Genomic DNA, 22,255 nt, shown 5'->3' on the forward strand with positions numbered 1-22,255 from the left:
GCATATCCAACGCGCACTGCTCACCATACGCTGTTGAGCGGGGCTGTCTGTCAGCTAAAGACGGATCTGCTGGTGGGCCGGCAGACAACGGCCATTCATCATCTGAACGCGCCCCGCGAAGGGCTGCCGCCGAGAATCATTCCATCAAACGGCTTCGACGACCGCCGCCAACCGCTCGAACAACTCCTGTGCCAGATTGAAATCCCGCCGTGAACCTTCGGGTGAGGCGTTCACCATGACCGACACCGTCACATTTCGCGAAGCGAGGTTCATGGTCGCGATCTGGAATCCGACACCACTGCCCGTGTGGCCCCACCATTGACCAATCTGTCCGATACCCAGGCCGTAGCGATCGTACTCAGGGCCATTGGTGACATCCCGCGCCAACGATTTCCGCAGGCCCTGAAGTGCGGGATCGAGAAGCGAGCCGAGTCCCAATGCCTCCCCCCATACGAGCAGATCAGCGAGTGTCGACGCCATGGCACCAGAGCCCGCCAGCGAGGTCGGGCTGATGAGCGGTTGCTCATCGAGAGCGCCTGTGACGACGTTGACCGCATAAGGCGTCGGCGTCGGCGAAGGGAGATCAGCCGATGCCGGATAGCGGGTGCCGGCCAGTCCCAGCTGCTTGAAGATCCGCTCCCCGAGCACATCGGCCAGCGGTTGGCCTGTGACCGCCTCCACCACCATGCCGAGCAGAACCGTATTGGTGTTGCTGTACTGGTACTGTTCGCCGGGAAGGAACCCCGGCTGCACAGCGAACGAAAAATCCACGAGCTCCTGAGATGTCCAGATGTGCAATGGATCTTCGACGAAGACCTGAAAGAACCCGGGCTGTGCCGAATAGTCGGCCAATCCGCTCTGGTTGCCAGCCAGGTCCGCCAGGCTGATCAGATGTCCATTGGGCACACCGGCAAGGTAACGCTCGATCTTGTGATCCAGCCCTACCCTGCCGGCCTGGACCAACTGGAGGAGCAATGTCACGGTAAATGACTTGGTGATGCTGCGGATCGGAAATGTACTGTTCAGCGCCATGGGCACCGCACCGGCCACATCGCCCAAGCCGAAGGCCTTCATCCACAGTGTCTCACCGGCCCTGCGCACCCCCGCCAGAATGCCGGGCGCGTGATAGTCCGTGAACAGGCTCTCGACGGCCTTCACGTAGCCCGCTTCGCGAAGATCCGTACCGCCTGCATCATCTGATCCGCCGCATGAGGCCAGCCAGGGAGCCAGCGCCGCAGCCGCGGCCCACCGGCCCAGATGACGGCGTGATAGATCGTGATGAGTCATGATGGCCGCCTCCTGGTGTAGATTGTTCTCAGCACCAAGCCCAAGCCCGCCATCTTTACGATCATCCTGGAGACCTTAGTGTGAAACCTTTAGTGCGAAACATCATCATATGCCTACTTCTGCTGGCCGGAACGATAGCCTGGGCTCACGATACGCCCCCTTGGCGCCCTTCCAGCCAGGAGCAGCAGCAGCTTGACGCCGCCGCGTTCCAGGCGGTGGACCAGGACATCACTGGCAAGTTTGGCGACGTGCAGAGTGTGGTGGTGATCCAGAAGGGCCGCAAGGTCTACGAGTTTTATCGGGACGGCCAACCGGACACCTTGCGTGAGGTTCATTCCGTGACCAAGAGCGCGCTGGCCTTGCTGGTAGGAACCGCATTGCAGCGAGGGCAGATTTCATCACTGGACCAGCCCGTGCTTGATCTCATGCCCGAATGGAAAGCGCTCAATGCCGATTCACGGGCTTCTTCGATCACACTTCGGCACCTGCTCTCCATGACACCAGGCTTCGACGTGGATGATCCCACAGGGACCGCCACTGCACTAGCACCGGCAGCGGCGTGGGCCCGTCCCATGGGAGCGGCGCCAGGGCAGCGGTTCGCTTATGACAACAGCGTGCCATCCATCGTTGCAGCCGTACTCGAACGAGCGGCGGGCCTCCCCATTGAAGACTTGGCGCGCGATCAACTCTTCACACCGCTGGCCATGCGCGAACCCAGCCTTCTACGCGGCCGGCTGAGCATGCGGACAGAAGACATGGCCAAGCTGGGCTACCTGATGCGGCAAGACGGCCGTTGGGCAGATCAGCCTTTGATGCCTCCAGGGTTCGTGGCCCAAATCATTCACCCTGAAAGCTCTGGCGGCGCTCCGGTACGACTACCCTATGGCTTGCTATGGTGGGTGGCGTCAAGAAACACTTATTTTGCGAGCGGACATGGCGGGCAGCTTGTGTGGGTGCACACACCGCTGGATCTGGTCGTCGCCGTCACAGCCAAAGTATCACCGCAGGGCGTTCAGCGAGGAGAAGCCCTCAAGCTTGTGCGGGAGCGCGTCTTTCCTGCCGCACAAAGAAGATTTTCTGCCACGTCTGCTCCATAGTGCACTACCCGGCACAAAGATGGACACTCATACATCCTGCGAGCGTTCCATGGGCTTCTTTGACCTGACCGTCGCCCATGCAATCACCGCCGCCAACGCATTGGTGCCGGCGCTGATCAGAATCGGGACCGAATAGCTGTGCTGGATATCAAACAGAAATCCGGCAGCGGCGGGCCCAAGCAGCGTGCCAATGGCAACGCTGGTATATAGCGCCCCAATGATTCCGGCAACGTGCTGCGGGCCAAAGTTGTCAGCCACCACGGCAGGAAGGACTGCAACCCAGCCGCCATAGAACACTCCAAAAAGCAAAGCGAAAACCGAGAGCGAAAAAATCCTTCGCCCAAACTCCAAATGCCCAACGACGCCGCCATGCCAACGTTTGTCGCCACCAGAAAGAGATTGCGGCCAACTCGATCTGCCACACCTCCCAGAAAGAAGCGCCCGGCGGTACTTCCTACGCCAATCATCCCGAGAAGAATGACGGCATTTGCACCCGATACCTCGCGCTCCAATGCATATGGAATCAGGTGCACAAACGGCACGAAGACCCCGATCGCGCTGAGTAAGCACGCCACATAGAGTCCTAGAAATCGGCGCGTACGAATCGCCTGGCGCACGGTAAGCCCATGCCCAGCGGTCGATGCCGGCGGGGCAGCCACGCCCTCTCCATCGGGAACGAGCCCCAGCTTGGCGGGCATGTCGACCATCATCATGGCTGCGCCCAAGCCCATGAGAACAGCTACCACACCTATCACCAGATAGGCAGAGCGCCAACTGAGCGTTGAGATCAGCCAGAGTGCAATCGGCGGCATGACAAGTGTCCCCACACCGATCCCACTGACAGCAAGCCCTGATGCAAAACCCCGGCGCCTCACAAACCAGCGCTGTACGACGCCAAGTGCGGGAACATAAACACAGCCCACGCCCAAGCCAACCCCCAGGCTATAGGCCGCATACACGTGAAGTATCGACTGGGCCCGGCTTGCGAGAATAAAACCTGTGCCGATCAGGCAGACACCCAATGCAATCAGCTTTCTCACGCCCCAGCGATCTGCAAGAGGGCCAGTGATGACTCCCAATCCAAAGTACAGGAAGCCAGCCAGAGAAAACACCAGGGAAATGGCTCCTCGCGATGCGCCAAACTCTGCCTGCATTGACTCCATGAAGGAGCTGAATGTGTAGGCGCAACCAAAGCCGACGAAAGTGATGGTGAACACCGCCGCCACGATGTTCCACCCATAGAAGTAGGCCGGTTGAACACGCCCTCGCGTCATCGGATGCCTCCGGTCGGCGGATGCTGCAGATGCCAGCTAGTGACCCTCTGAAAGGCTGAGCCCAATCTAAGTAGCGTGGATTCGTCGAACTGGGCAGCTATCAATTGCATTCCAATGGGCATACCGTCCCGTGCGAAGCCGGCAGGGATGGAAAGCGTTGGGTGCCCGCTCATGTTGAAAGGACTCGTATACCGCTGTAGTTTCGAAATGAGTTCAGGTTGTGCGCCCAACGTGGAGATCGTTTTCAGAGTCAGCGGTGGGAATGGGTGCGCGGGAGTGATCACCGCATCAACCGATGCAAGGAGCGCGTTCACCTTTTCCTTGAAAGCGGCGCGGCGCAGCAGGATCTTCTGATAGTCCATCCCTGATAGGCTGGCGCCGGCTTCAATCACGGAAGAAAAAACCGGGCCATATAGGCTCTTGTGCCTTGCGAAGAGAAGCTCATGAGCCACCGCCGCTTCCACTGCACAGTTGGGTACCCAGTCCTTTACAACCTCATCGGCCTTTGGAAACTCGATTTCCACAATTGAAGCCCCAAGCTCCGCAAAGGCCTTTGTCCCGGCGAGCACCGCATCCTGAGTCTCTTTATCTACATCCAGAGTGTTCCATTGCGGATCAACGCCGATACGTAGTCCTTGTATATCAGCGCCCATGGCGGCGGCCACGTAATCCGGCCTTGGCAACTGTGAAGCTGTCGGGTCTCGCGCATCGCCGCCTGCAATGGCCGAGAGAACAATGCTCGCGTCGACTACGCTTCTAGCCATGACACCGATATGATCCAACGATGCGGCGAGCTCGATAACGCCGAACCGGCTGACCAATCCCCATGTAGGTTTGATACCCGTAATGCCATTGGCAGCCGATGGCCATCGAATAGAGCCTCCGGTATCCGTGGCAATCGAACCGAAGCAAAAGCCGGACGCCACGGCAACCGCCGACCCGCTCGATGATATTCCTGTCCAGTAATCACTGTTCCAAGGATTCAACGTAGGTTGAATCGAAGAGTGGTAGTCTGAATAGGCGCCCTCGGTCAATCGCGTCTTGCCGATCAGGATCGCTCCCGCCTCCCTCAGAAACCGGACCACGCTCGCATCTTCTTCGGGCCTGAATTCGCTGAGTACGGCAGTGCCGCCCGCACACGGAAAGCCTTTGATCCAGCATAGATCCTTGACCGCCACTGGAACACCGTGAAGTGGTCCTCGCACCTTTCCGGCCGCAATTTCCCGGTCAGCGCGGTCGGCCTGCGCGAGAGCCTCCGTCCCCATCACCAACACGAAGGCACGCAGCCCGGAATCGCGTTGCGCAATCCGCTGAAGCAGGGCTTCCGTCACTTGCCGCGATGTCACTGCGCGGCTCTGAATCAGGGCCCCTATGCCCGCAAGGCTCTGATAAGCCCAATCCTCTTCCGAAGAATATGCCAAATCTTCCTTCATGATCTATATTCTCTAAATCGTGACCGATGAACAAGAACGCTATTTGATCGGCTATATTTGTTCTTTGCAATTCATAATATTTTTCAATATTGAATTAGATTTTCTAAATCATGAATCACAAGCTTCCACCGCTCAACGCCTTGAAAGCTTTCGAGGCGACAGCCCGGCACCTTTCGGTCAAATCAGCAGCGGAGGAGCTTTGCGTCACTCCTGGCGCGGTCAGCCAAATGCTGAAAATACTGGAGTCTCATCTGGGCGTGCAGCTTTTCCAGCGGGTGACCAGAGGGATCTATCTCACCGATGCCGGGCGCAACTATCTGCCTGCCATCAGGAATGCATTCCGGTTGATTACGGATGCATCCCTCAAAATCGCATCGTCCGCCGAATCCGGCCTGCTGACCGTCAGCGCGACGCCATTCTTTGCCTCTGCATGGCTCGTTCCTCGTCTGGCGTCATTTCAAACCATGCATCCAGAAATTGACTTGCAGGTCGTCGCAAGCAGCACGGTCGTTGATTTTTCGCGCGGCGATGCGGATGTTGCCGTACGGCACGGTCTGGGCCGCTACCCTGGCCTTAGAAGCGATCATGTGGTTGCCGTGGAAATGGTTGCCGTGGCAGCACCACGGCTTGTGGACTCCTTGGGATATCCAGAAACACCACAGGCGCTTCTGAACTGGCCTTATGTGCACGATGCGGAGCGCAAGGGATGGAGCCTTTGGTTCGAAAGCCATGGCATCACAGAGTTGCCCTCGCTACGAGGCCCGTCATTCAATGATTCGGCGCTTCTGCTGAAATCTGTACTTGCAGGTCATGGCGCCGGTCTTCTGCCTGCGGCCATGGTGGAACGAGAACTGGTTGAGGGCGCTCTGGTCCAGCTTGTGGAGGCGGCGCGCATTGAGCAATTCGCGTACTACCTGGTCTATCCCGAAAGCCGCCAAGGGAACCCCAGAATCGAGGCATTCAGGAAATGGATTCTTTCCGCCGCCTCTCAGCCTGGTCACTGATCTTGCTGCCGGGTGAAAACCACGTGCGTGGCCAGTGGCGACGCCACATGCTGCGTGCAAGCGTATCCCAGGGCGGGCAGGTTGATCCCTTCGAACAGCCGCTCTCCAGAGCCAAGAAGAACGGGCGCGATCGCGACGTGCATCTCATCGATCAGGCGCTGGCGAAGATACTGCTGGATGACGTTGACGCCACCTCCCAAGCGAATGTCCTTTCCTTGGGCGGCTTCACGCGCTTGGGCGAGCGCGGCTTCGATACCTTCCGTGATGAAGTAGAAGGTCGTGCCGCCTTCCATGACCAGCGGTGCGCGCGCATGATGGGTCAATACGAAAACGGGTACTTGATACACCGGGTTTTCACCCCACCAGCCTCTCCAGCTTTCATCCGGCCAAGGCCCGCGAACAGGACCGAACATGTTTCGGCCGAGAATCCATGCGCCAAAGTTCCTGAAGCCTCGCGCAGCGAAATCTTCGTCGATACCCTCCGTGGCTCCGCTCTCGCTGCCTAGCACCGCGCGCTGAAAGGTCCTGGTGGAGAAAGCCCAGCCATGGAGCGATGTACCACCCACCCCAAGCGGGTGGTTGAGATCCTGGTGAGGACCGGCCCCAAAGCCGTCCAGTGAAATCGTGAAGCTCTCCACGCGAAGCTTGGACATGGTGTCTCCTGAATTGATCTTCGAGCAGCCGGCTATCCGCCCCTGTCATCCTTTAGGCGTTTCGGTGTGAACGGCTGCCAGCCATTTACCGTTACTTTTGACCCAGGTCGTCGTGTCAAAACAAATCATTTCATGCACCGTATCATTCATTTCGAAGCTTTGCCGGGCCTCGTAGGTGGCAACCGCCACATCTGGCGCAGGAAAAAAGACCTTCTCATTCGAAAATAAAAAGGATGTGAGCTTCGCGGGACCATCCTTGGCCATTTTCAGATACTCGGCCGGACTGAAATGATGGATCCCGTACATCGCGACGTTGGCTGCCTCACCGGTCAACAGCGCGGCGGCTTTTTCCGGCGCTTGATCAACCAGCGACTGCCAGAATTCAGTCTCAAGCTTCATGATGTCTGCCTTTGTGGCCATGCTGCTCTCCGTAACGAATACGACAGGTAAAGAATAGCAGCGCCAGTGACCTACTCGGTGTTACCAGGAGTTTGCGGAAGGCAGACCACTTCCCACAGATGCTCGTCCAGATCCATGAAATATCCCGCATAGCCGCCATAGAAAGTTGCGGCAGCGGTTCTCACGATCTTCGCGCCAGCCTTGACCGCTTGGGCCATGACGGCATCCACCTCGTCCTTCGAAGACACGTTATGCCCCAAAGTGAACTCCAGCGAACCTCCCGTTCGCAATTCCAGGCCTGTGTCGGCTGCGATGCTGCTACGGGGCCACAAGGCCATCCGCAGGCCTTCCTGCAAATCGAAGAACGCGACGGCCCCGATCTCGAACTCCGTGCCGATGATGCCCTCCGTTCTGAACCCCAGGCCGTCGCGGTAAAACGAAACCGCTCGCTCCAAGTCCTGAACCGCGAGAGTGATGACAGTGATTCTTGCTTGCATGACGCACTCCATGAAAGTGATGTTGAAAATAAAACATCACCTGACGGGGGACGGCAAGAAGCGGGAAGACGCACGCAACCCCACTCTTGACGGAAACCATGTCAGGAGAAGGTCGCGGGGCTGGCACGCCAGCGCAGAGTTCCATGCGGAACGGTCGGACTAACCATACCGACCCGTCTTTTTCGACAACCCCATCGTAGCACCGTCAAGGCCTGCGTAAAAGAGCAACTCCGAAAGACTATTCAGCCCGGGAAAGACAGTGCCTCCTTCTCGATGTCATAGTCATAGAGTGATTTCCGGAACTCCGCGGCATTGGCAATTTCTCTATCGCGCTGGGCCAGGTCTTCGTACTTGGAGTCGTAGCGCAAGCCATTTTTCCTGGCTTCGGCTTGCACGAGAGAAGTGCGCGAGTGCCGGAATGCTTCATATTTTTTCAGCACCGTCTCGATATCGTCGCCCTTGCGGCACTTTTGCAGCAACACGGCCAGTGCGGTCCCATCCTCAATGGCCTGATTGGCCCCCTGGCCCAAATGCGGCAGCATGGGATGCGCGGCATCGCCAAGCAAAGTGAGCCGCCCGTTCACCCATCGACCGAGCGGCTTGCGGTCGTACAGCCCCCACCAGAAGCAGCTTTCCACCTTGTCCAGCAGTTCGGTCACGCGAGGATCCCACCCGGTGAAAGACGCCGCCAACTCGTCCCGGTCCCCTACAGCGGACCAGGATTCGGCCGTTTCGCTTGCCGTGGGAACAAAGCCCACGTAGTTCAACAACTCGCCGCGCCGAACAGGAAACACCATGAAATGCTTGCCGTGCCCCATCCAGACTTGATGCGCTTGAGACCTCCATTGCGGCAGCTTCTCCGCTGAAATCAACCCCCTGTAGGCCCGGCAACCGGAGTATTCGGGCGCCGAAGGTTCGACGACATATTTCTGCAGGACCGAGTTGATACCATCCGCCGCGAGCACGACATCCGCGTAAGCCACGTTGCCATTCTCGAAGGTCAGGCGCGCGCCCTTCTCATCCTGGGTGAATCCCACGCAACGGTGGCCGGTATGAATCGAGGCCGGCGGCAAGGCATCCGCCAGCACGTTCAACAGATCAGCGCGGTGCATGCCGTACATCCCATTCCAGCCGCTGGAATCGGTGGTCAGGATCTTGCCGACCACCGAGCCGTCCATACGGTAATACTCGGAGCCAGGGCCAACCTTTGCACCCACTCGCGCCAAGGCGGCACCCAGGCCCATGCGCTCCAGTTGCCTCAGGCTATTGGGGTAGATGAAAACCCCCGCGCCCACTTCTCCCAGTACCGCTGCTTGCTCGTATACCGCCACGCTGATGCCGCGATGCCTCAAGGCGTTCGCTGCGGCAAGGCCGCCTATGCCACCGCCTACGATGGCCACATGAATATTGCTCGACACAGAGACTTCCTCAAGACTTTCTTTTGGCACCAGAGCCGAGCAGGTGCTTGACCGACTGATATTCGTTGATGATTTCCTCGGACATCTTCTGTGCCGAAGCCCATTCCTGCACGATACCCATGGGTTGCAGCTTCGCCGCGATAGCGGGATCCTTCACCACCTTTTCCAAGGCCGGCAAGATGGTGTCCAAGACATTTTTCGGGGTGCCTTCGGGCATGAAAAACCCGAACCAGACGCCCAGGATTTCTTGCTTGTATCCCAACTGGCCGAGGGTGGGTATATCGGGAAATTCCGGGAACTTGGAAGAGATGGCCAAGCCTCTCAAGGACCCGCTGCGCATATGGGCACTGACCGCTCCCAGCGCCAGAATGATGCCTTCGATGTGGCCCCCCAATAGATCGCTCACAGCGGGTGCGGCGCCCTTGTAATTCACCGACATCATTTCGGTACCGGTGGTGGCACTCATCAGTTGCACGCTGATGTCACCAACGGATCCAGGCCCCGCATTGCCGATGCGAACGGCATTGGGGTTCTTCTTGGCATACTCCACCATCTCCTGGAAATTCTTGAAGGGAGCGTCCTTGCGCACGACCAAGACGGACGGACTCCTGGTTGCCATGCCCAGGGGAGACAGGTCTTTCAATGGGTCATAGGATGCGCTGGCAGGATCGGTCACCCGGCGGATCGTCAAAGGACTGTTTTGCGCATAAAGCATGGTGTAGCCGTCCTTGGGAGCGCGGATGACGGACTGTGTTCCCAGCGACCCGCCTGCACCGGGGCGGTTGGCCACCACAATCGCGACACCCAGCAGTTTCCCCAGCTCCTGTCCCATCAGTCGCGCTGCCGTATCAGCGGCGTCGCCTGACGCGAGAGGCGTCACCAAGTTGATGGGCGAACTCGGATAATCGTTCGCGTATGAAGCCATGGGAACAGCCAGCAGGCTGGTCAGGGCCAGGATTTCTCGTCGTTTGAAGGTCATCTTGAAGAACTGGTTTGCACTTGGGGCAATGCTGAATTTCATGGCCGGATGGCATGAACCAACCTGACAAATTCTGAAGATCATCAAGAGTTGACGCAACACAATGCTTCGCATTGCGCAATAATGGACGGATGTCCGACGAGTACCGCTCTCATTCCCGAGACTTCGTCGCCTCCCTGGACAAGGGTTTTCAGGTGCTGATGTGCTTCGAGCGCAAGCACTCCAAACTGACTCTGTCCGAGGTAGCCCGCCTGACGGGCTACTCGCCTGCGACGGCCCGCAGATTCCTCATGACGCTGCATGCGCTTGATTACCTGCACACCGATGGCAAGCATTTCTGGGTCGCGCCCCGCACGCTGTTGCTTGCAAGGCCTTATCTGGTTTCACGGCCTGCCCCGCAACTGGCACAGCCCATTCTGGACAGCCTGGCCGAGCGCACGCGCCAATCAGCTTCTCTCGGCATATTGCTCGACAACGAAGTGCTGATCATCGCCCGGTCCACAGGCAGGCGAACTCTTTCGACGGGCTTGGCAATAGGCTCCCGGCTGCCAGCTTATTGTTCCTCGCTCGGCCGGGCGCTGCTATCGGCCCTTCCTCAGGAAGATGTCATGAATCGCTTGGCCGAAACTTCTTTTGAACAGTGGACGCCCAAGACCGTGCAGGACGCGGCATCTGCCGCAGAATGTATAGAGCGCTGCCGGTCCCTGGGTTGGTCTGAATGCAATGAGGAACTGGAAATGGGCGTTCGTGCGATCGCAGTCCCCATCCGCAATGCCTCAGGCCAAGCTCTTGCCGCAGTCAGTCTCTCTGTACGGGCCGAGCGCATGAGCCTGCAGACGTTTCAGGAAACGCATCTTTCCGCGATTCAGGAGGCTGGCAACCGCCTTGGATCGATCATCTCTTTCGATTGAAACGCTTCGGACTAAAAGAGAAAGCACGAGTTGGCGGTTACAAGTCCAGCACCAGCCGGGACGACAGCGCCCGAGAGCAACAAGGCGTGAACTGGTCGTTGGCAGCCTGCTCCTCGGGCGTGAAGTACAAATCCCGGTGGTCGGGCGCGCCTTCAAGCACGCGAGTGACGCATGTACCGCACACTCCTTGCTCGCATGAGGTCGGGATCTCGATACCCGCCTCGGCAAGAACTTGCGAAGCCGACTGATCTGGTGGAACAATGAAAACTTTTCCCGAACTGGCGAGCTGAACTTCGAAACTCTTGTCGGAGTCACGTTGCACCGGTTCGGCGCTGAAGAACTCGTAGTGCAATCGTGCTTCAGGCCAGCCCTGTCTTCGGGCCTCCGCCAGAACCATATCCATGAAGCCTTTGGGACCGCACACATAGATGTGTGTATCGCAGCAACCTCGAGTGTTCAGCAATGCGGGAATATCGAGCCTCTGCAAATCGGCGCCGTCATCAAAATGGAAATGCACGCGGGATGCGAAGCCGCTATTTGCAATGTACGAAGTGAACGCGGTACGGTCCCGGTTGCGCGTGCAGTAGTGCATTTCAAAGTCAACGCCTACCGCGGATAGCCGCTCGGCCATGCACAGGATGGGCGTCACACCAATCCCACCAGCCAGCAGCAGACTGCGCTCGCCCGCGTGTGCCAACGGGAAGTGGTTGCGCGGCGCGCTGATCTCCAGGACGTCGCCGATACGCAAGCGCTCGTGCATCGCTTTTGATCCGCCACGGCCGTTAGCTTCCTTCAACACCGCGATCAGGTAGCGGTGCCGCTCGGTTGGAGCGTTGCAGAGCGAGTACTGTCTCACCATGCCCTCGCCGAGCCTCACGTCGATGTGTGATCCCGCCGAGAATGCCGGCAGTAAACCCCCATCGGTGGCGGCGAGTTCAAAACTGATGATGTCGGCAGCTTCTTCACGACGCTTAGCGATTCGCACCGCCAGCGTGCCTGACTGGTCATTGGCCATGTTCCAGCATTAATCCTCGATGAAGTTACCGGCGTTGAAACGTACCGGCGGTGCATGGGGATCAAACACCACGCCAGCCGGATCTCCCCCTTGCCGCACTGTCTCGACCTGCTTTTGCAGAAAACGCCTCAGCATCACGATGCCGCGGTCGCTGGTCGCCAAATGCTCTTCAGAGTGTCTGGCGATCTTGCCCTGGCCAGTCATGGCTTCGTAGTCGCCGGGGAAACGCTGATGCTCCTCCTCAGTCAATTCCTCCCATAGCCGTTGGCCATCAGGGCGCGAACGCATGCGTGTCAACTCTCCTGCCGCTTGCACCCTGCCCACGGTATAGATGCGGAAGTGATGGTCATCGATCGGCAGTACCCAGCCAATCGACTCTACCGGCCCGAACCTGCCGACGCGAGGACTGGGCACGACCCGCAGCGTCGGTATCGCGGCTTGGCTGAGGCGGCGGAAAATCTTGCCATCCGGAAACTGGCGCACCTGCGTGGTCTGCACGCCGAGCTCCACGGGATCCCAACTCACCTGAGGCATCTGTGCCAATTGCTCGACGAACTGTGTGCCACTGAAGGTCGAGTGCAACACGACGACGTGAAATGGATCGACCAGATTCTCATAGTGCTGCAGCCAATTGCAATCGACGATCCGAGGCCCGCCGCCGCCAATGCTGCTGTCATCTGCCTCGAGGAATTCGCCTTCGCCCAAGCTCTCCAGGCTCTCATAGCGCGGAAGCACCGGCTTTTTTTCTGGTGGCCCCATGTAGGCCCAGATCAATCCGTACTGTTCCAGCACTGGATACCAAGGCTGCCGAATCTTGTCGCGCGCGCGACCGCCATTTGGCTCGCAAGGCTGCTCAACGCAACGTCCCTGCACGTCGAACAGCCAACCGTGATAGCAGCAACGAATGCCTTGCTCCTCCACTTTGCCATAGTAAAGCGAGGTACCACGATGCGCACAGTGCGGGTATACGAGGCCTGGACGCCCTCGCTTGTCGCGAAAGAGGATCAAATCTTCGCCAAGCACACGCACGCGCCGTGGCGTATCCGTCGCATCGGCCAACAGCCCAATGGGATGCCAGTAGCGCCGCAGCAGCTCGCCCATTGGCGTACCAGGACCAACTTCGGCAAGTTCCACCCGATAGGATGGCTGGGGCCGGCCATAAGCCGTACCTGCATCGATGGCAATCGGAATCACGCGTTCACTCATGATTTTTCTCTCGTTGGAACTCAACTGCCGCGAACACCTGACGCGCGGATCAGTTCACCCCAGCGCGGCAAATCTCGCTCCTGGCTTTTCGCAAACTCCTCGGGACTGCTGGAGATCGGCTCAAGCCCCATCTCCAGCAAGCGCGTGCGCACATCGGGCGCCTGGGCGCTCTCATGCAGCTTCTTGACGATCTGATCGACAATGGGGCGCGGTGTATGCGCTGGCGCGAGAAAGCCGAACCAACTGTCAAGCTCGAAGCCGCCTTGATACCCTTGTTCTGTGAAGGTCGGCACGTCCGGCAATACGCCAATGCGGCGGCTTCCGGTCAAGCCAAGAATCCGCACCTTGCCAGCCTGCTGATGGACCTTGGCGGTCGCAGGGTTGGCCCAAGCCGAGTCCAGCACGCCGCTCAGAAGATCAACGTGCGCCGGCCCCTGGCTTTTGTAAGGAATATGCTCAAGCGGAGCATCAGCCTGGTTTTTCAACAACTCCGTGTACAGGTGCGCAGCCGTACCCTGTCCCCAAGTCCCGCAGGTCGCCCGCCCCTTCTTTTTGGCCCAAGCGACGTAGTCCTTGATGTTGTTCGCAGGATTGTCTGCGCGCACCATCAGCACAGGTCCACCAGCACCTACCGGAGTCAAGGGCTGGAAATCCTTGACCGGGTTGTAGGGCACTTTCTGCAGGTACGGCAGCACCAGTTGGGTATGGGTCAGAGTAAACAACAACGTGTAGCCGTCAGGGGCGGCGCGCGCCACGAAGTCTGCCGCGATCATTCCCCCCGCACCGGGCTTGGCCTCTACGACGACAGGCTGCCCCCAGGCGTCCGACATCTTGGTCCCGAAGGTTCGGCCCAGAATGTCCAACGGCCCACCGGGTTCGCCGAATGGTATGAGCCGGATCGGCTTGTTGGGATAGATGGCAGACTGTGCCCGTGCCGCGCACGGCAACGCCACTGCCGCGCTCAATAGAGTTCTGCGCTTCATCTTTGTCTCCTGTCATCCGCCAAGGGCCAGATCAGCGTTCTTGCCTCGCATCCAACGAGAATCGCTGAAGGGCATGAGGATATGGCGTCACTCCGGAAGAATCCAATTCAATGCATGGATAAGTGACATCCGCGGTATCAATACCTGGAAACTCCTGACGAGTCAGAGGTTGACTTGGGCCGCCTGGCAGATCTGCTCGCGCAGCCATTCGATGGCTGGATCCGCATCGCTTTTTCGGTGCCAGCATAGGTGCAACCGATAGCTCGGCAAGTCGAACGGCAATGGAACAATGCCCAGTACGCGGGCGTATTTTTCTGCCACTCTCTTCGGAAAAACCGAGATCAAATCCGATTCCGTCAGCAGATCCGCCATTTGGCTGAAGGATGCAACAGCGACCTGTATCTGGCGAGCCTTATCACTGCGCGCGAGAATCTCATCAATGGTGTCATCCAAGACGGAACGGGTTTGGCCCAACACGATATGCCGGTACGCAGAGAATCGGTCCAGATCGAAATGTCCGTCCAGAATCGGATGCCCTCGATTGGCGACGCAGACATACGAGTCCTCGCACAGGAGTGCGCTTTGCACGCCTGTAATCTGCGTGATCCGAGGCACCAGGGCAACGTCCACTTCGTTCTTGGATAACTGCTCGGCAACCCGGCTGAAGTCAGCCAGCTCCCAGGAAACCTTCATACTCGAGCCCGCATCAGACAAGCATCGGCACAGGGCGGGGAGCAAGGTTCTGCAGGTGTAATCGCTCCCCGCGATGCGTAAGATGCGGTCCGATCTGCCTGGATCAAACGCCTCGTGGCTGTTGAGCAGCTTCTGCAGCTCAGAAAGCACCGCTTCCACCCGAGGCGCCAGCGACAGCGCTCGAGGCGTCGGCACAACGCCGTACCTTGAGCGAGTGAACAGCTCATCTCCGAATGTCTCGCGCAATCGCTTCAGACATGCGCTGACCGCGGGCTGACTCAGGAACAGGCGCGCACCGGCGCGAGAAACATTGCGCTCGCGCAGCAAGGCGTCGAAAGTACGGAGCATGGTGATATCCATGCCGCGCAGATCGGTGTAAGACTTCTCTTTCATCGTGAGACTCATGACCATCTATCTCAGGCTGGACTATAGAGCTCGCCGGTCGTGCGATGACTCGTTGAGGCATCGGGATTGAAATCCGGTTGCCGGCCAAAGAAAATTGGAATGGACGGATCCGCAACCTCGGATCAGAGGGAGGGGTGGCGCGACCATTGCGGGCACGGAAGGGGCAGTGAGCGCCACCGCAAATCCCGAGGCCAATCCGCCGCTGCTGGATCAAGCCGAGCTGTACGCGCGTGTCACGAACTGGTATGAAAACGGAGTGGCTCCACCGCGTCAGTCCCCCTTGATGCCGAGGTCCTTGATCAGTTTGCTCCAGAGCACCATCTCATCATGAATGGTTCTATCGCGTGCTTCTGGAGTTCCAGGCAAAGGCACCACGCCTTGTGCTTCAACAAGCCTATAAGTATTCAATAGCAGATATAAATTGTGATAAAGTCTACTTATATATACTTATATGAGACATCGCGATCCTTCAGCCGAGCCCTATGAAGTCACTCAGTTTGTGGCTGAAGTCGGCACGCGCATTCGATTGATGCGCCTGGCGCGAGGATTGACCCAAGTGGAACTGGCCGAGCGTGCGGACATCAGTCGGCTGACCCTGATGTCCATTGAGGCAGGGGCCCTTTCTTCCCGCTTCGTTGACGTGGCGCGACTGCTGTGGGCTCTTGATGACGTGAGCCTGCAAACTGCCATGGCCGCCGCCGCGGAAGACCCGGCCTTCCAGGAGGCGGCTCGCCGCAATTTGCCGCGCTTCTCGTCGCGCCGGAAAAAGGCATTGCCATGACGCGCCGTGCTCCGGTCTATAGGTGGACGGTGAACCCGCAAACGCAGGAGCGGAGGCCCGTGCGTGTTGGCGAACTCACGCAGGAGGACGTTCGCTGGGAGTTCCTCTATGACCCGGACTACCTGGCACTGGGCAAGGACGCCTGGGAACTCGACCCCACCGGCATCCGCAACAAGCAGCGAAGCGCGTTCACGCGGGTTGGGTCTGTTCCGTTCCCTGTGTTTTGTGACATCGCACTGTCGGGGTGGGCGTTGGATGCCCTTAAAACGCGTACTACCTCGTTCCTAGGGTCCGGCACAGCGACAAGCGATGAGCCTTGGGGCTGGTGGGAGCGACTGCTGTATGCGCCGGCGGACGGGTTCGGGGCCTTGTTCGTGGGCCGTCTCGATGACAAGCCCGACGCGTTCGATGCTCTTAACGACGCATTGAAATCGGTGACGAATGCATCGCTCGCCGAGTCCTCGCGAGACTCGTCTTCAGGGGTGATGGGTGGTGAGCGCCCGAAAGTGTCCATCTACGTCGACCCGCGCAACGGCACCGCCCCCAAGCCCGTGCTGCTCAAGTTCGCTCAGCCATCAGAGCGCGCGGACACTGTGGTCGCAGAGGCCACCGCGCTGACGCTGGCGTCCGAGCTCGGCATGCGGGTGCCCGCCCACGAAGTGGAGTGGTTCAACGATGTGCCGGCCCTGAGCATTGACCGCTTCGACCGTGGTGCCGGGCTGCAGGGCCCTGTGTGCCACTGCGTCAGCGCGGCCACCGCACTGGATCTGGTCCCGGGCACCGACGTCGAAGACGCAAAGCGAAGCTACGTGAAGCTGCGCTCGAAACTCAAGCGCCCCAATGATGCGGCAGAGCTCTACGGCCGCATCGTACTCAATGCTGTCGTCGGCAACACCGACGACCACCCGTGGAATACGAGCTTGCGTCAGGTTGGGCTTGGAGACTGGGAGCTAGCCCCGCTCTACGACGTATTGCCCTTCTTCGAGCGCAAGGGTGTGCCAGTGTTCAGGATGGACCTCACCCGGCAAAGACCCTCTCGAGCAGCGACCCGCGCGAACCTCTTGGCGGCCGGCAAGCAGCTGGCAGGGCTGAATGAAGCAGCGGCCTGGTCCGTCGTGGCGCAGACCAGTGCCTACGTTCGCGCCAACTGGCACCGCGTGTTCCTGAAGCACAGCGAGAAGCATGCCGATGCTCGGCCCGATGACTGGGCGAAAATCTTCGAGTACGACTGGCTGAAGAGTTGAGCGCTGTAGCCGTTGACTGGCGCATTGCCGCGCCCCCGGTGAAAACGCGCCTTCTACGGCCCAGTGCCAGCACGGCTTGCAACGCCACCCGCGCAGAACGCGGTATCCGCCACTCACGAAGAGATCGTCAACGCGTTCTCATCTCCCACGCCATGCGCGTCAGCGCAAGACACGCGGCCACGCCCAGGCCCGCTGAGATCCACAGCGCGCCCATTCCCAGCCGCTCCACCGCCAGGCCGAACAGGAACGGTGCCCCAGCTTGAACGACGCGAGCCGGCACCATCAGGAAACCTTGCCGCTGGCCGTACCCCTTGGCGCCGAAGAACAGCAGCGGCAGCGTCCCGATGGCGATCGTGAGAATGCCGTTGCCGAGTCCGTGCAACACCGCGAAGGCGATGGCGCCCGAATTACCGAGCAGGCCGATGCACAGCACGCCCAGGGGATGCGCCAGAGTGGCCAGCCGCGCCGACAACAGCGGATGCATGCGGCTGAGGAACGCGAACTCGATCAACCGCCCCGCGACCTGGGCCGGCCCCACGAGCGCCGCGATACCCACGGCCGCCGCCAGGCTGACCCCCGCGCCCATCAGCAACTGGGGCAAATGCGCCGCCATGGCCGTGCTGATGAACCATGCCACGGCAAAGACGAACGCCATCAGGATCGCCGCGCTGCGCTGCCGGTCCGGGGCCAGCATGGCTTGCGGCTCGGGTTGGCCAGGAGTGTCTTGCGGCGCGGGCACGGTACGCTCCGCCGCCGGCAACAGGGCATTGAGCGGCAGGCCAATCAGCAGGTGCAAGGCAGCCCATACCAGGCAGGCTCCCCGCCATCCCAGGCTGTTCTCCAGCCAAGCGGTCAGCGGCCATCCGACCGTGCTGGCAAAGCCGGCGAACAACGTGATGCCCGTAATGGCACGCCGGGCTTGTTGGCCGTAAAGACGTACTACGGTGGAAAACGCGGCTTCGTAAAGGCCGCTCCCCATCGCCAGTCCCATGACAGCCCAAGCCGCGAAGACATGCAGTGGTTGTTGTGCCTGGCTGAGCGCGGCCAGGCCGACCGAGAACACCAGATTGCTGGTCATCAGCACAGGCCGGCCGCCTCGCCGGTCGATGAGTCTGCCGGCAAACGGACCGATGGCTGCGGAGATGAGCAAGGCTACCGAGAAGGCCCCGAACATGGTGGAGCTGGATGCACCCACGCTTTGGCCAATGACGCCAGCCAGGATGGCAGGCAGGTAATAAGAGGAAGCCCACGCCAGAGTTTGCGCCACGCCCAGCAATACGGTGGTCACAGTCCGGCTTTGCATCGGGGATGTGTCAGATGCCGCGCAGGTTGACCCGCTTTGACAATGCCTCGGCACTCTCCCTCCGTTCGCTGTAGCGGTCTACCAGGTAGCCTGCGCAATCGCGTGTCAGGAGTGTGAACTTCACCAACTCTTCCATCACGTCCACCACACGCTCATAGTAGGGCGAAGGTTTCATGCGGCCATCTTCCTCGAACTCGGCGAAAGCCTTGGCCACCGAAGATTGATTGGGAATGGTGAGCATACGCATCCAGCGCCCGAGCACGCGCAACTGGTTCACGGCGTTGAAGGACTGAGAACCGCCCGACACCTCCATGACCGCGAGCGTCTTGCCTTGCGTTGGCCGCACCGATCCCGCGGACAAAGGAATCCAGTCGATCTGCGACTTCATGATGCCGGTCATCGCCCCATGCCGTTCTGGCGAACACCATACCATGCCCTCCGACCATTGCGCCAGCTCGCGCAACTCCTTCACCTTCGGGTGATCCTCGGGAGCGCCATCGGGTTGCGGCAGGCCACGCGGATCAAAGATGCGCGGCTCCGCCCCCATGGCGCGCAGCAACCGTGCCGCTTCCTCGGTCAGCAACCGGCTGTAGGAGCGCTCCCGGACCGAGCCATAGAGCAGGAGGATACGCGGCGCATGGGTTGCACGCTTGGCCGGCAGCAGCCGAGCCAGGTCTGGCCGGTGCAAGCTATCGCTATCGACGTTCGGCAGTTCAGGGCTTCGCAATGCGAGCCCCCTTTTCATCAATGACGGCTTCGCCGTCTTCCTTGGTGAAAGCGCCTTGCTGCGGCCGCGGCAACAAATCGAGCACCTCTTCCGAAGGCCGGCACAGCCGCGTACCCAGCGGGGTGATGACAATGGGCCTGTTGATGAGGACCGGCTCCTGCAGCATGAAGTCGATCAGCTGTGCATCGGTCCATTCGGTGCGATCCAGGCCCAATGCATCGTAAGGCGTGCCCTTGCGGCGCAGCAGTTCGCGTGGGGTGATGCCCATGGCCGCAATGAGCGCTTCCAGCGTCGGCCTGTCGGGCGGCGTTTTCAGGTACTCGATGATCCGGGGCTCTTCACCCGAGTTGCGGATCATCGCCAGCACGTTGCGCGACGTGCCGCAGGCGGGGTTGTGATAGATCGTGATGTCGCTCATAGCCGGCTCCTTGTCATGCGGCGGATGTTCAAACCAGGCTCAGGCGCAGCGCCAATGCAGCCAGGGTGACCAGCAGGACGGGCAGCGTCAACGCGATACCGACCTTGAAGTAGTAGCCCCAGGGAATCGTCATTCCCTTCTTCTGGAGCACATGCAGCCAGAGCAATGTGGCCAGACTGCCGATAGGGGTGATCTTGGGCCCGAGGTCGCAGCCGATCACGTTGGCATAGACCATGGCTTCTTTCACAAGACCGCTGGCCTGCGACGCATCGATCGCGAGCGCGCCGATCAGCACGGTGGGCATGTTGTTCATGACTGACGACAGCAACGCGGTGAGAACGCCGGTGCCCATCGCCGCACTCCAGACACCGCCCTGCGCGAAGACATCGAGCAGCGCGGCGATGTGGTCGGTCAGGCCTGCGTTGCGCAAGCCGTAGACCACCAGGTACATGCCCAGCGAAAACACCACAATCTGCCACGGCGCGCCACGCAGCACTTTGCGTGTGCTTATAACGCGGCCCCTCGCTGCCACAATCAGCAGCACGGCAGCGGCGCTTGCCGCCACTGCACTAACAGGCACGCCCAGCGGCTCCAGGCCGAAAAAACCCGCCAACAGCAAAGCCAGTACGACCCAGCCAGCACGAAAGGTGGCCGGATCGCGAATGGCCTGAGCCGGCGCTTTCAGTTGAGCCAGGTCGTAGCGTGCCGGCACACCACGGCCAAAGTAGAGGAGCAGAACCAGCAGACTCGCCAGCACGGCGGCCATGTTGACCGGCACCATCACGGAGGCGTAAGCGTTGAAACCGATGCCGAAGAAGTCGGCCGATACGATATTGACCAGATTGGAGACGATCAGCGGCAGGCTGGCCGTATCGGCAATGAAGCCGGCAGCCATCACGAACGCGAGCGTGGCGGCCGGTGTGAAGCCCAGCGCCGCCAGCATGGCCATGACGATGGGCGTCAGGATCAGCGCCGCGCCATCGTTGGCGAAGAGCGCGGCCACAGCCGCACCCAACAGCACAATGAAAGCGAACAACCGGCGGCCGTGGCCACCGCCCCATCGGGCCACGTGCAGCGCGGCCCACTCGAAAAAACCCACCTCGTCCAGCAGCAGGCTGATGATGATGACCGCAACGAACGTGGCGGTTGCATTCCAGACGATGCTCCACACCACGGCAATATCTGCCAGTTGCACCACGCCGAACACCAAGGCAAGCAAAGCGCCGAGAGAGGCGCTCCAGCCGATGCCCAAGCCCCGCGGCTGCCAGATGACCAGCACAAGCGTGCAGAGAAAAATAAGGAGGGCCGCGAGCATGGGGCTGGATTCCTATCGCCGTGTTTTCAGCAATCGCAAGCCGCAGCGCCGGTGACGGAGCAAGCAGCTCCCTCGCAGCAATTTTCAGTCAGGTAAGCCAGCAGATCGTTCATCGTGGTGAAAGAGGCGCGATAGATCAGATGCCGGCCCTGCCGCTCCTGAGTCACCAGCCCGGCATGCGTCAACTCCTTGAGATGGAACGACAGCGTGTTGCCCGCCACCTCCAACTGCTCGGCCAGTGCGCTCGGAGTCAATCCCTCCGGACCAGCGACGACCAGCGCGCGAAACAGGCGCAGACGCAGCACCTGCGCCAGGGCTGCGAGGGATTGGACGGCATCGGTCTCTTTCATATATCAATTATACAACGAATATTGAATTATTTCCTGCAGTATAGAGCTCACCACAAAAAGACGAACAAATGGCAGCTACGTGTCAAGCGCCAAGCCGCTGGCTCTGAAGCCATGGACACCAAAGACCGTGCAGGAGGCTGCATCCGCTGCTACGGAACGCGTGGAGCGCTGCCAGTCCTTGGGCTGGTTTGAATGCAATGAAGAACTGGATCTGGGTGCTGCCACTCGACTGCAGTCAAGCATTCTTGCGATACAGCGCGAGAGAACTTGCGAGAGCAAGCAATGCGCCCCCGCTTGCTCGATCCAGCCAAAGAACGCCTTTTGCCTTAAACAGCCGAATCGCTTTTGCACCTGCCACCGCGTAGGCGAACATGATCGTGAAGTCGATCGCCGCGAAAACTACCCCCAAGAGGACATACTGCGGAATCTGCGGCTGACTTGCCGAGACGAACTGCGGCAAAAAGGCTGAAAAAAACAAATAGCCTTTTGGGTTGGTAACCGCTACCAGGAAGCTTCGGAGAAACACGGACCGTGCCGAGGGAGGCCCTGCACTCAATTCATCCCGGGGAAGCTGTAGAGCGCCTTCGGACCGGAGCAAGCGAATACCGAGGTACGCAAGGTAAGCGACGCCAATCCACTTGACAACCGAAAACCAGAATTCAGAAGCGGCCAGCAGAGTGCCAAGCCCAAGCGCTACTGCGGCGATGAGCACGAAATCCGACAGAACGGCACCTACCATGCCCGGAAGTGAAGCTCTGACCCCTAGCCGTGAGCCGTTCGTAAGTGCCAGCAGGACCGTTGGACCGGGTGTGGCAATACCGATCAAGGCCACGGTTGCGAAGATGATGAGAGCGGAAGCCATA

23 protein-coding genes and 1 pseudogene are annotated in these 22,255 nt (G+C 59.7%); 5 read left to right on the top strand and 19 right to left on the bottom strand.

What is annotated here, in order from left to right; genetic code table 11:
• Positions 1-144: 144 nt before the first annotated feature.
• Positions 145-1,287, bottom strand: coding sequence for a serine hydrolase domain-containing protein (locus tag WJU18_RS27385; RefSeq protein WP_423457205.1), 1,143 nt, complete (start codon positions 1,285-1,287; stop codon positions 145-147).
• Between the two features lie 92 nt (positions 1,288-1,379).
• Here WJU18_RS27385 and WJU18_RS27390 point away from each other — a divergent pair, with 92 nt between their 5' ends.
• Positions 1,380-2,384 carry a serine hydrolase domain-containing protein gene (locus WJU18_RS27390; RefSeq protein WP_423457207.1) on the top strand — a complete coding sequence of 335 codons (1,005 nt, stop codon included), beginning with the start codon at positions 1,380-1,382 and terminating at the stop codon, positions 2,382-2,384.
• 27 nt (positions 2,385-2,411) lie between these two features.
• On the opposite strand, the gene WJU18_RS27395 is transcribed toward WJU18_RS27390, so the two are convergent.
• The 3 genes and pseudogenes from WJU18_RS27395 to WJU18_RS27405 all read right to left on the bottom strand — a co-directional run bounded on the left by WJU18_RS27395 (position 2,412) and on the right by WJU18_RS27405 (position 5,091).
• Positions 2,412-2,681: an MFS transporter gene (locus WJU18_RS27395; protein WP_423457208.1), complete on the bottom strand. Its 270-nt coding sequence runs from the start codon at positions 2,679-2,681 to the stop codon at positions 2,412-2,414.
• Positions 2,618-3,658 (bottom strand): annotated as a pseudogene (locus WJU18_RS27400) (MFS transporter); the annotation flags it as partial. The gene WJU18_RS27395 and the pseudogene WJU18_RS27400, both read right to left, overlap by 64 nt.
• Positions 3,655-5,091: an amidase gene (locus WJU18_RS27405; protein ID WP_423457210.1), complete on the bottom strand. Its 1,437-nt coding sequence runs from the start codon at positions 5,089-5,091 to the stop codon at positions 3,655-3,657. The gene WJU18_RS27405 and the pseudogene WJU18_RS27400, both read right to left, overlap by 4 nt.
• A gap of 110 nt (positions 5,092-5,201) precedes the next feature.
• Between WJU18_RS27405 and gcvA the strand changes: the two genes are divergently transcribed.
• Positions 5,202-6,095 (top strand): transcriptional regulator GcvA, encoded by an 894-nt coding sequence (gene gcvA, locus WJU18_RS27410; protein WP_423457212.1) that lies wholly within the window; start codon positions 5,202-5,204, stop codon positions 6,093-6,095.
• Here gcvA and WJU18_RS27415 read toward each other — a convergent pair.
• The 5 genes from WJU18_RS27415 to WJU18_RS27435 form a co-directional block, all read right to left on the bottom strand.
• Positions 6,089-6,748 (bottom strand): dihydrofolate reductase family protein, encoded by a 660-nt coding sequence (locus WJU18_RS27415; RefSeq protein ID WP_423457214.1) that lies wholly within the window; start codon positions 6,746-6,748, stop codon positions 6,089-6,091. The two genes, gcvA and WJU18_RS27415, sit on opposite strands and share 7 nt — an antisense overlap.
• 45 nt (positions 6,749-6,793) lie before the next feature.
• A complete protein-coding gene (locus WJU18_RS27420; protein ID WP_423457216.1) occupies positions 6,794-7,168 on the bottom strand; it encodes a nuclear transport factor 2 family protein in 375 nt (124 codons plus the stop codon).
• Positions 7,169-7,218: 50 nt separating this feature from the next.
• Positions 7,219-7,644: a VOC family protein gene (locus WJU18_RS27425; RefSeq protein WP_423457217.1), complete on the bottom strand. Its 426-nt coding sequence runs from the start codon at positions 7,642-7,644 to the stop codon at positions 7,219-7,221.
• 242 nt (positions 7,645-7,886) lie between these two features.
• On the bottom strand, positions 7,887-9,062 hold the full coding sequence (locus tag WJU18_RS27430; RefSeq protein WP_423457219.1) for an FAD-dependent monooxygenase: 1,176 nt from the start codon (positions 9,060-9,062) through the stop codon (positions 7,887-7,889).
• Positions 9,063-9,072: 10 nt separating this feature from the next.
• On the bottom strand, positions 9,073-10,041 hold the full coding sequence (locus WJU18_RS27435; protein WP_423457221.1) for a Bug family tripartite tricarboxylate transporter substrate binding protein: 969 nt from the start codon (positions 10,039-10,041) through the stop codon (positions 9,073-9,075).
• A gap of 131 nt (positions 10,042-10,172) precedes the next feature.
• Between WJU18_RS27435 and WJU18_RS27440 the strand changes: the two genes are divergently transcribed.
• Positions 10,173-10,952, top strand: coding sequence for an IclR family transcriptional regulator domain-containing protein (locus tag WJU18_RS27440; RefSeq protein ID WP_423457223.1), 780 nt, complete (start codon positions 10,173-10,175; stop codon positions 10,950-10,952).
• Between the two features lie 37 nt (positions 10,953-10,989).
• Here the strand turns inward: WJU18_RS27440 and WJU18_RS27445 are convergent, their stop codons facing one another.
• The 4 genes from WJU18_RS27445 to WJU18_RS27460 all read right to left on the bottom strand — a co-directional run bounded on the left by WJU18_RS27445 (position 10,990) and on the right by WJU18_RS27460 (position 15,242).
• A complete protein-coding gene (locus WJU18_RS27445) occupies positions 10,990-11,967 on the bottom strand; it encodes a PDR/VanB family oxidoreductase (RefSeq protein ID WP_423457224.1) in 978 nt (325 codons plus the stop codon).
• A 9-nt stretch (positions 11,968-11,976) separates the two neighbouring features.
• Complete coding sequence (locus WJU18_RS27450) at positions 11,977-13,173, bottom strand: Rieske 2Fe-2S domain-containing protein (protein WP_423457226.1); 1,197 nt, start codon at positions 13,171-13,173, stop codon at positions 11,977-11,979.
• 20 nt (positions 13,174-13,193) lie between these two features.
• Positions 13,194-14,156 carry a Bug family tripartite tricarboxylate transporter substrate binding protein gene (locus tag WJU18_RS27455; protein WP_423457227.1) on the bottom strand — a complete coding sequence of 321 codons (963 nt, stop codon included), beginning with the start codon at positions 14,154-14,156 and terminating at the stop codon, positions 13,194-13,196.
• 162 nt (positions 14,157-14,318) lie between these two features.
• Positions 14,319-15,242 carry a LysR family transcriptional regulator gene (locus WJU18_RS27460; protein WP_423457229.1) on the bottom strand — a complete coding sequence of 308 codons (924 nt, stop codon included), beginning with the start codon at positions 15,240-15,242 and terminating at the stop codon, positions 14,319-14,321.
• Between the two features lie 463 nt (positions 15,243-15,705).
• Between WJU18_RS27460 and WJU18_RS27465 the strand changes: the two genes are divergently transcribed.
• Both WJU18_RS27465 and WJU18_RS27470 read left to right on the top strand, forming a co-directional pair.
• Entirely contained in the window at positions 15,706-16,035 is a 330-nt protein-coding gene (locus tag WJU18_RS27465) for a helix-turn-helix transcriptional regulator (RefSeq protein ID WP_423457231.1), read from the top strand.
• On the top strand, positions 16,032-17,279 hold the full coding sequence (locus tag WJU18_RS27470; RefSeq protein WP_423457232.1) for a type II toxin-antitoxin system HipA family toxin: 1,248 nt from the start codon (positions 16,032-16,034) through the stop codon (positions 17,277-17,279). The genes WJU18_RS27465 and WJU18_RS27470 overlap by 4 nt, the downstream gene beginning before the upstream one ends.
• A gap of 127 nt (positions 17,280-17,406) precedes the next feature.
• Here the strand turns inward: WJU18_RS27470 and WJU18_RS27475 are convergent, their stop codons facing one another.
• From WJU18_RS27475 to WJU18_RS27500, 6 genes are all read right to left on the bottom strand, one after another.
• Positions 17,407-18,582: an MFS transporter gene (locus WJU18_RS27475; RefSeq protein ID WP_423457234.1), complete on the bottom strand. Its 1,176-nt coding sequence runs from the start codon at positions 18,580-18,582 to the stop codon at positions 17,407-17,409.
• Positions 18,583-18,592: 10 nt separating this feature from the next.
• Positions 18,593-19,309, bottom strand: a complete 717-nt coding sequence (gene arsH, locus WJU18_RS27480) for an arsenical resistance protein ArsH (RefSeq protein ID WP_423461110.1) — start codon at positions 19,307-19,309, stop codon at positions 18,593-18,595.
• The gene (gene arsC / locus WJU18_RS27485) at positions 19,296-19,727 is read right to left on the bottom strand and encodes an arsenate reductase (glutaredoxin) (protein WP_423457236.1); all 432 of its coding nucleotides are present in this window, start codon (positions 19,725-19,727) and stop codon (positions 19,296-19,298) included. The genes arsH and arsC overlap by 14 nt, the downstream gene beginning before the upstream one ends.
• Before the next feature lie 28 nt (positions 19,728-19,755).
• Positions 19,756-21,042 (bottom strand): arsenic transporter, encoded by a 1,287-nt coding sequence (locus WJU18_RS27490; RefSeq protein ID WP_423457238.1) that lies wholly within the window; start codon positions 21,040-21,042, stop codon positions 19,756-19,758.
• A 26-nt stretch (positions 21,043-21,068) separates the two neighbouring features.
• Positions 21,069-21,392 carry an ArsR/SmtB family transcription factor gene (locus WJU18_RS27495; RefSeq protein WP_423457240.1) on the bottom strand — a complete coding sequence of 108 codons (324 nt, stop codon included), beginning with the start codon at positions 21,390-21,392 and terminating at the stop codon, positions 21,069-21,071.
• Between the two features lie 235 nt (positions 21,393-21,627).
• A complete protein-coding gene (locus WJU18_RS27500) occupies positions 21,628-22,254 on the bottom strand; it encodes a LysE family translocator (RefSeq protein ID WP_423457242.1) in 627 nt (208 codons plus the stop codon).
• Position 22,255 lies beyond the last annotated feature (1 nt).

This window comes from Ottowia sp. VDI28 (assembly GCF_049532675.1).
Classification (GTDB): Bacteria; Pseudomonadota; Gammaproteobacteria; order Burkholderiales; family Burkholderiaceae_C; genus Ottowia.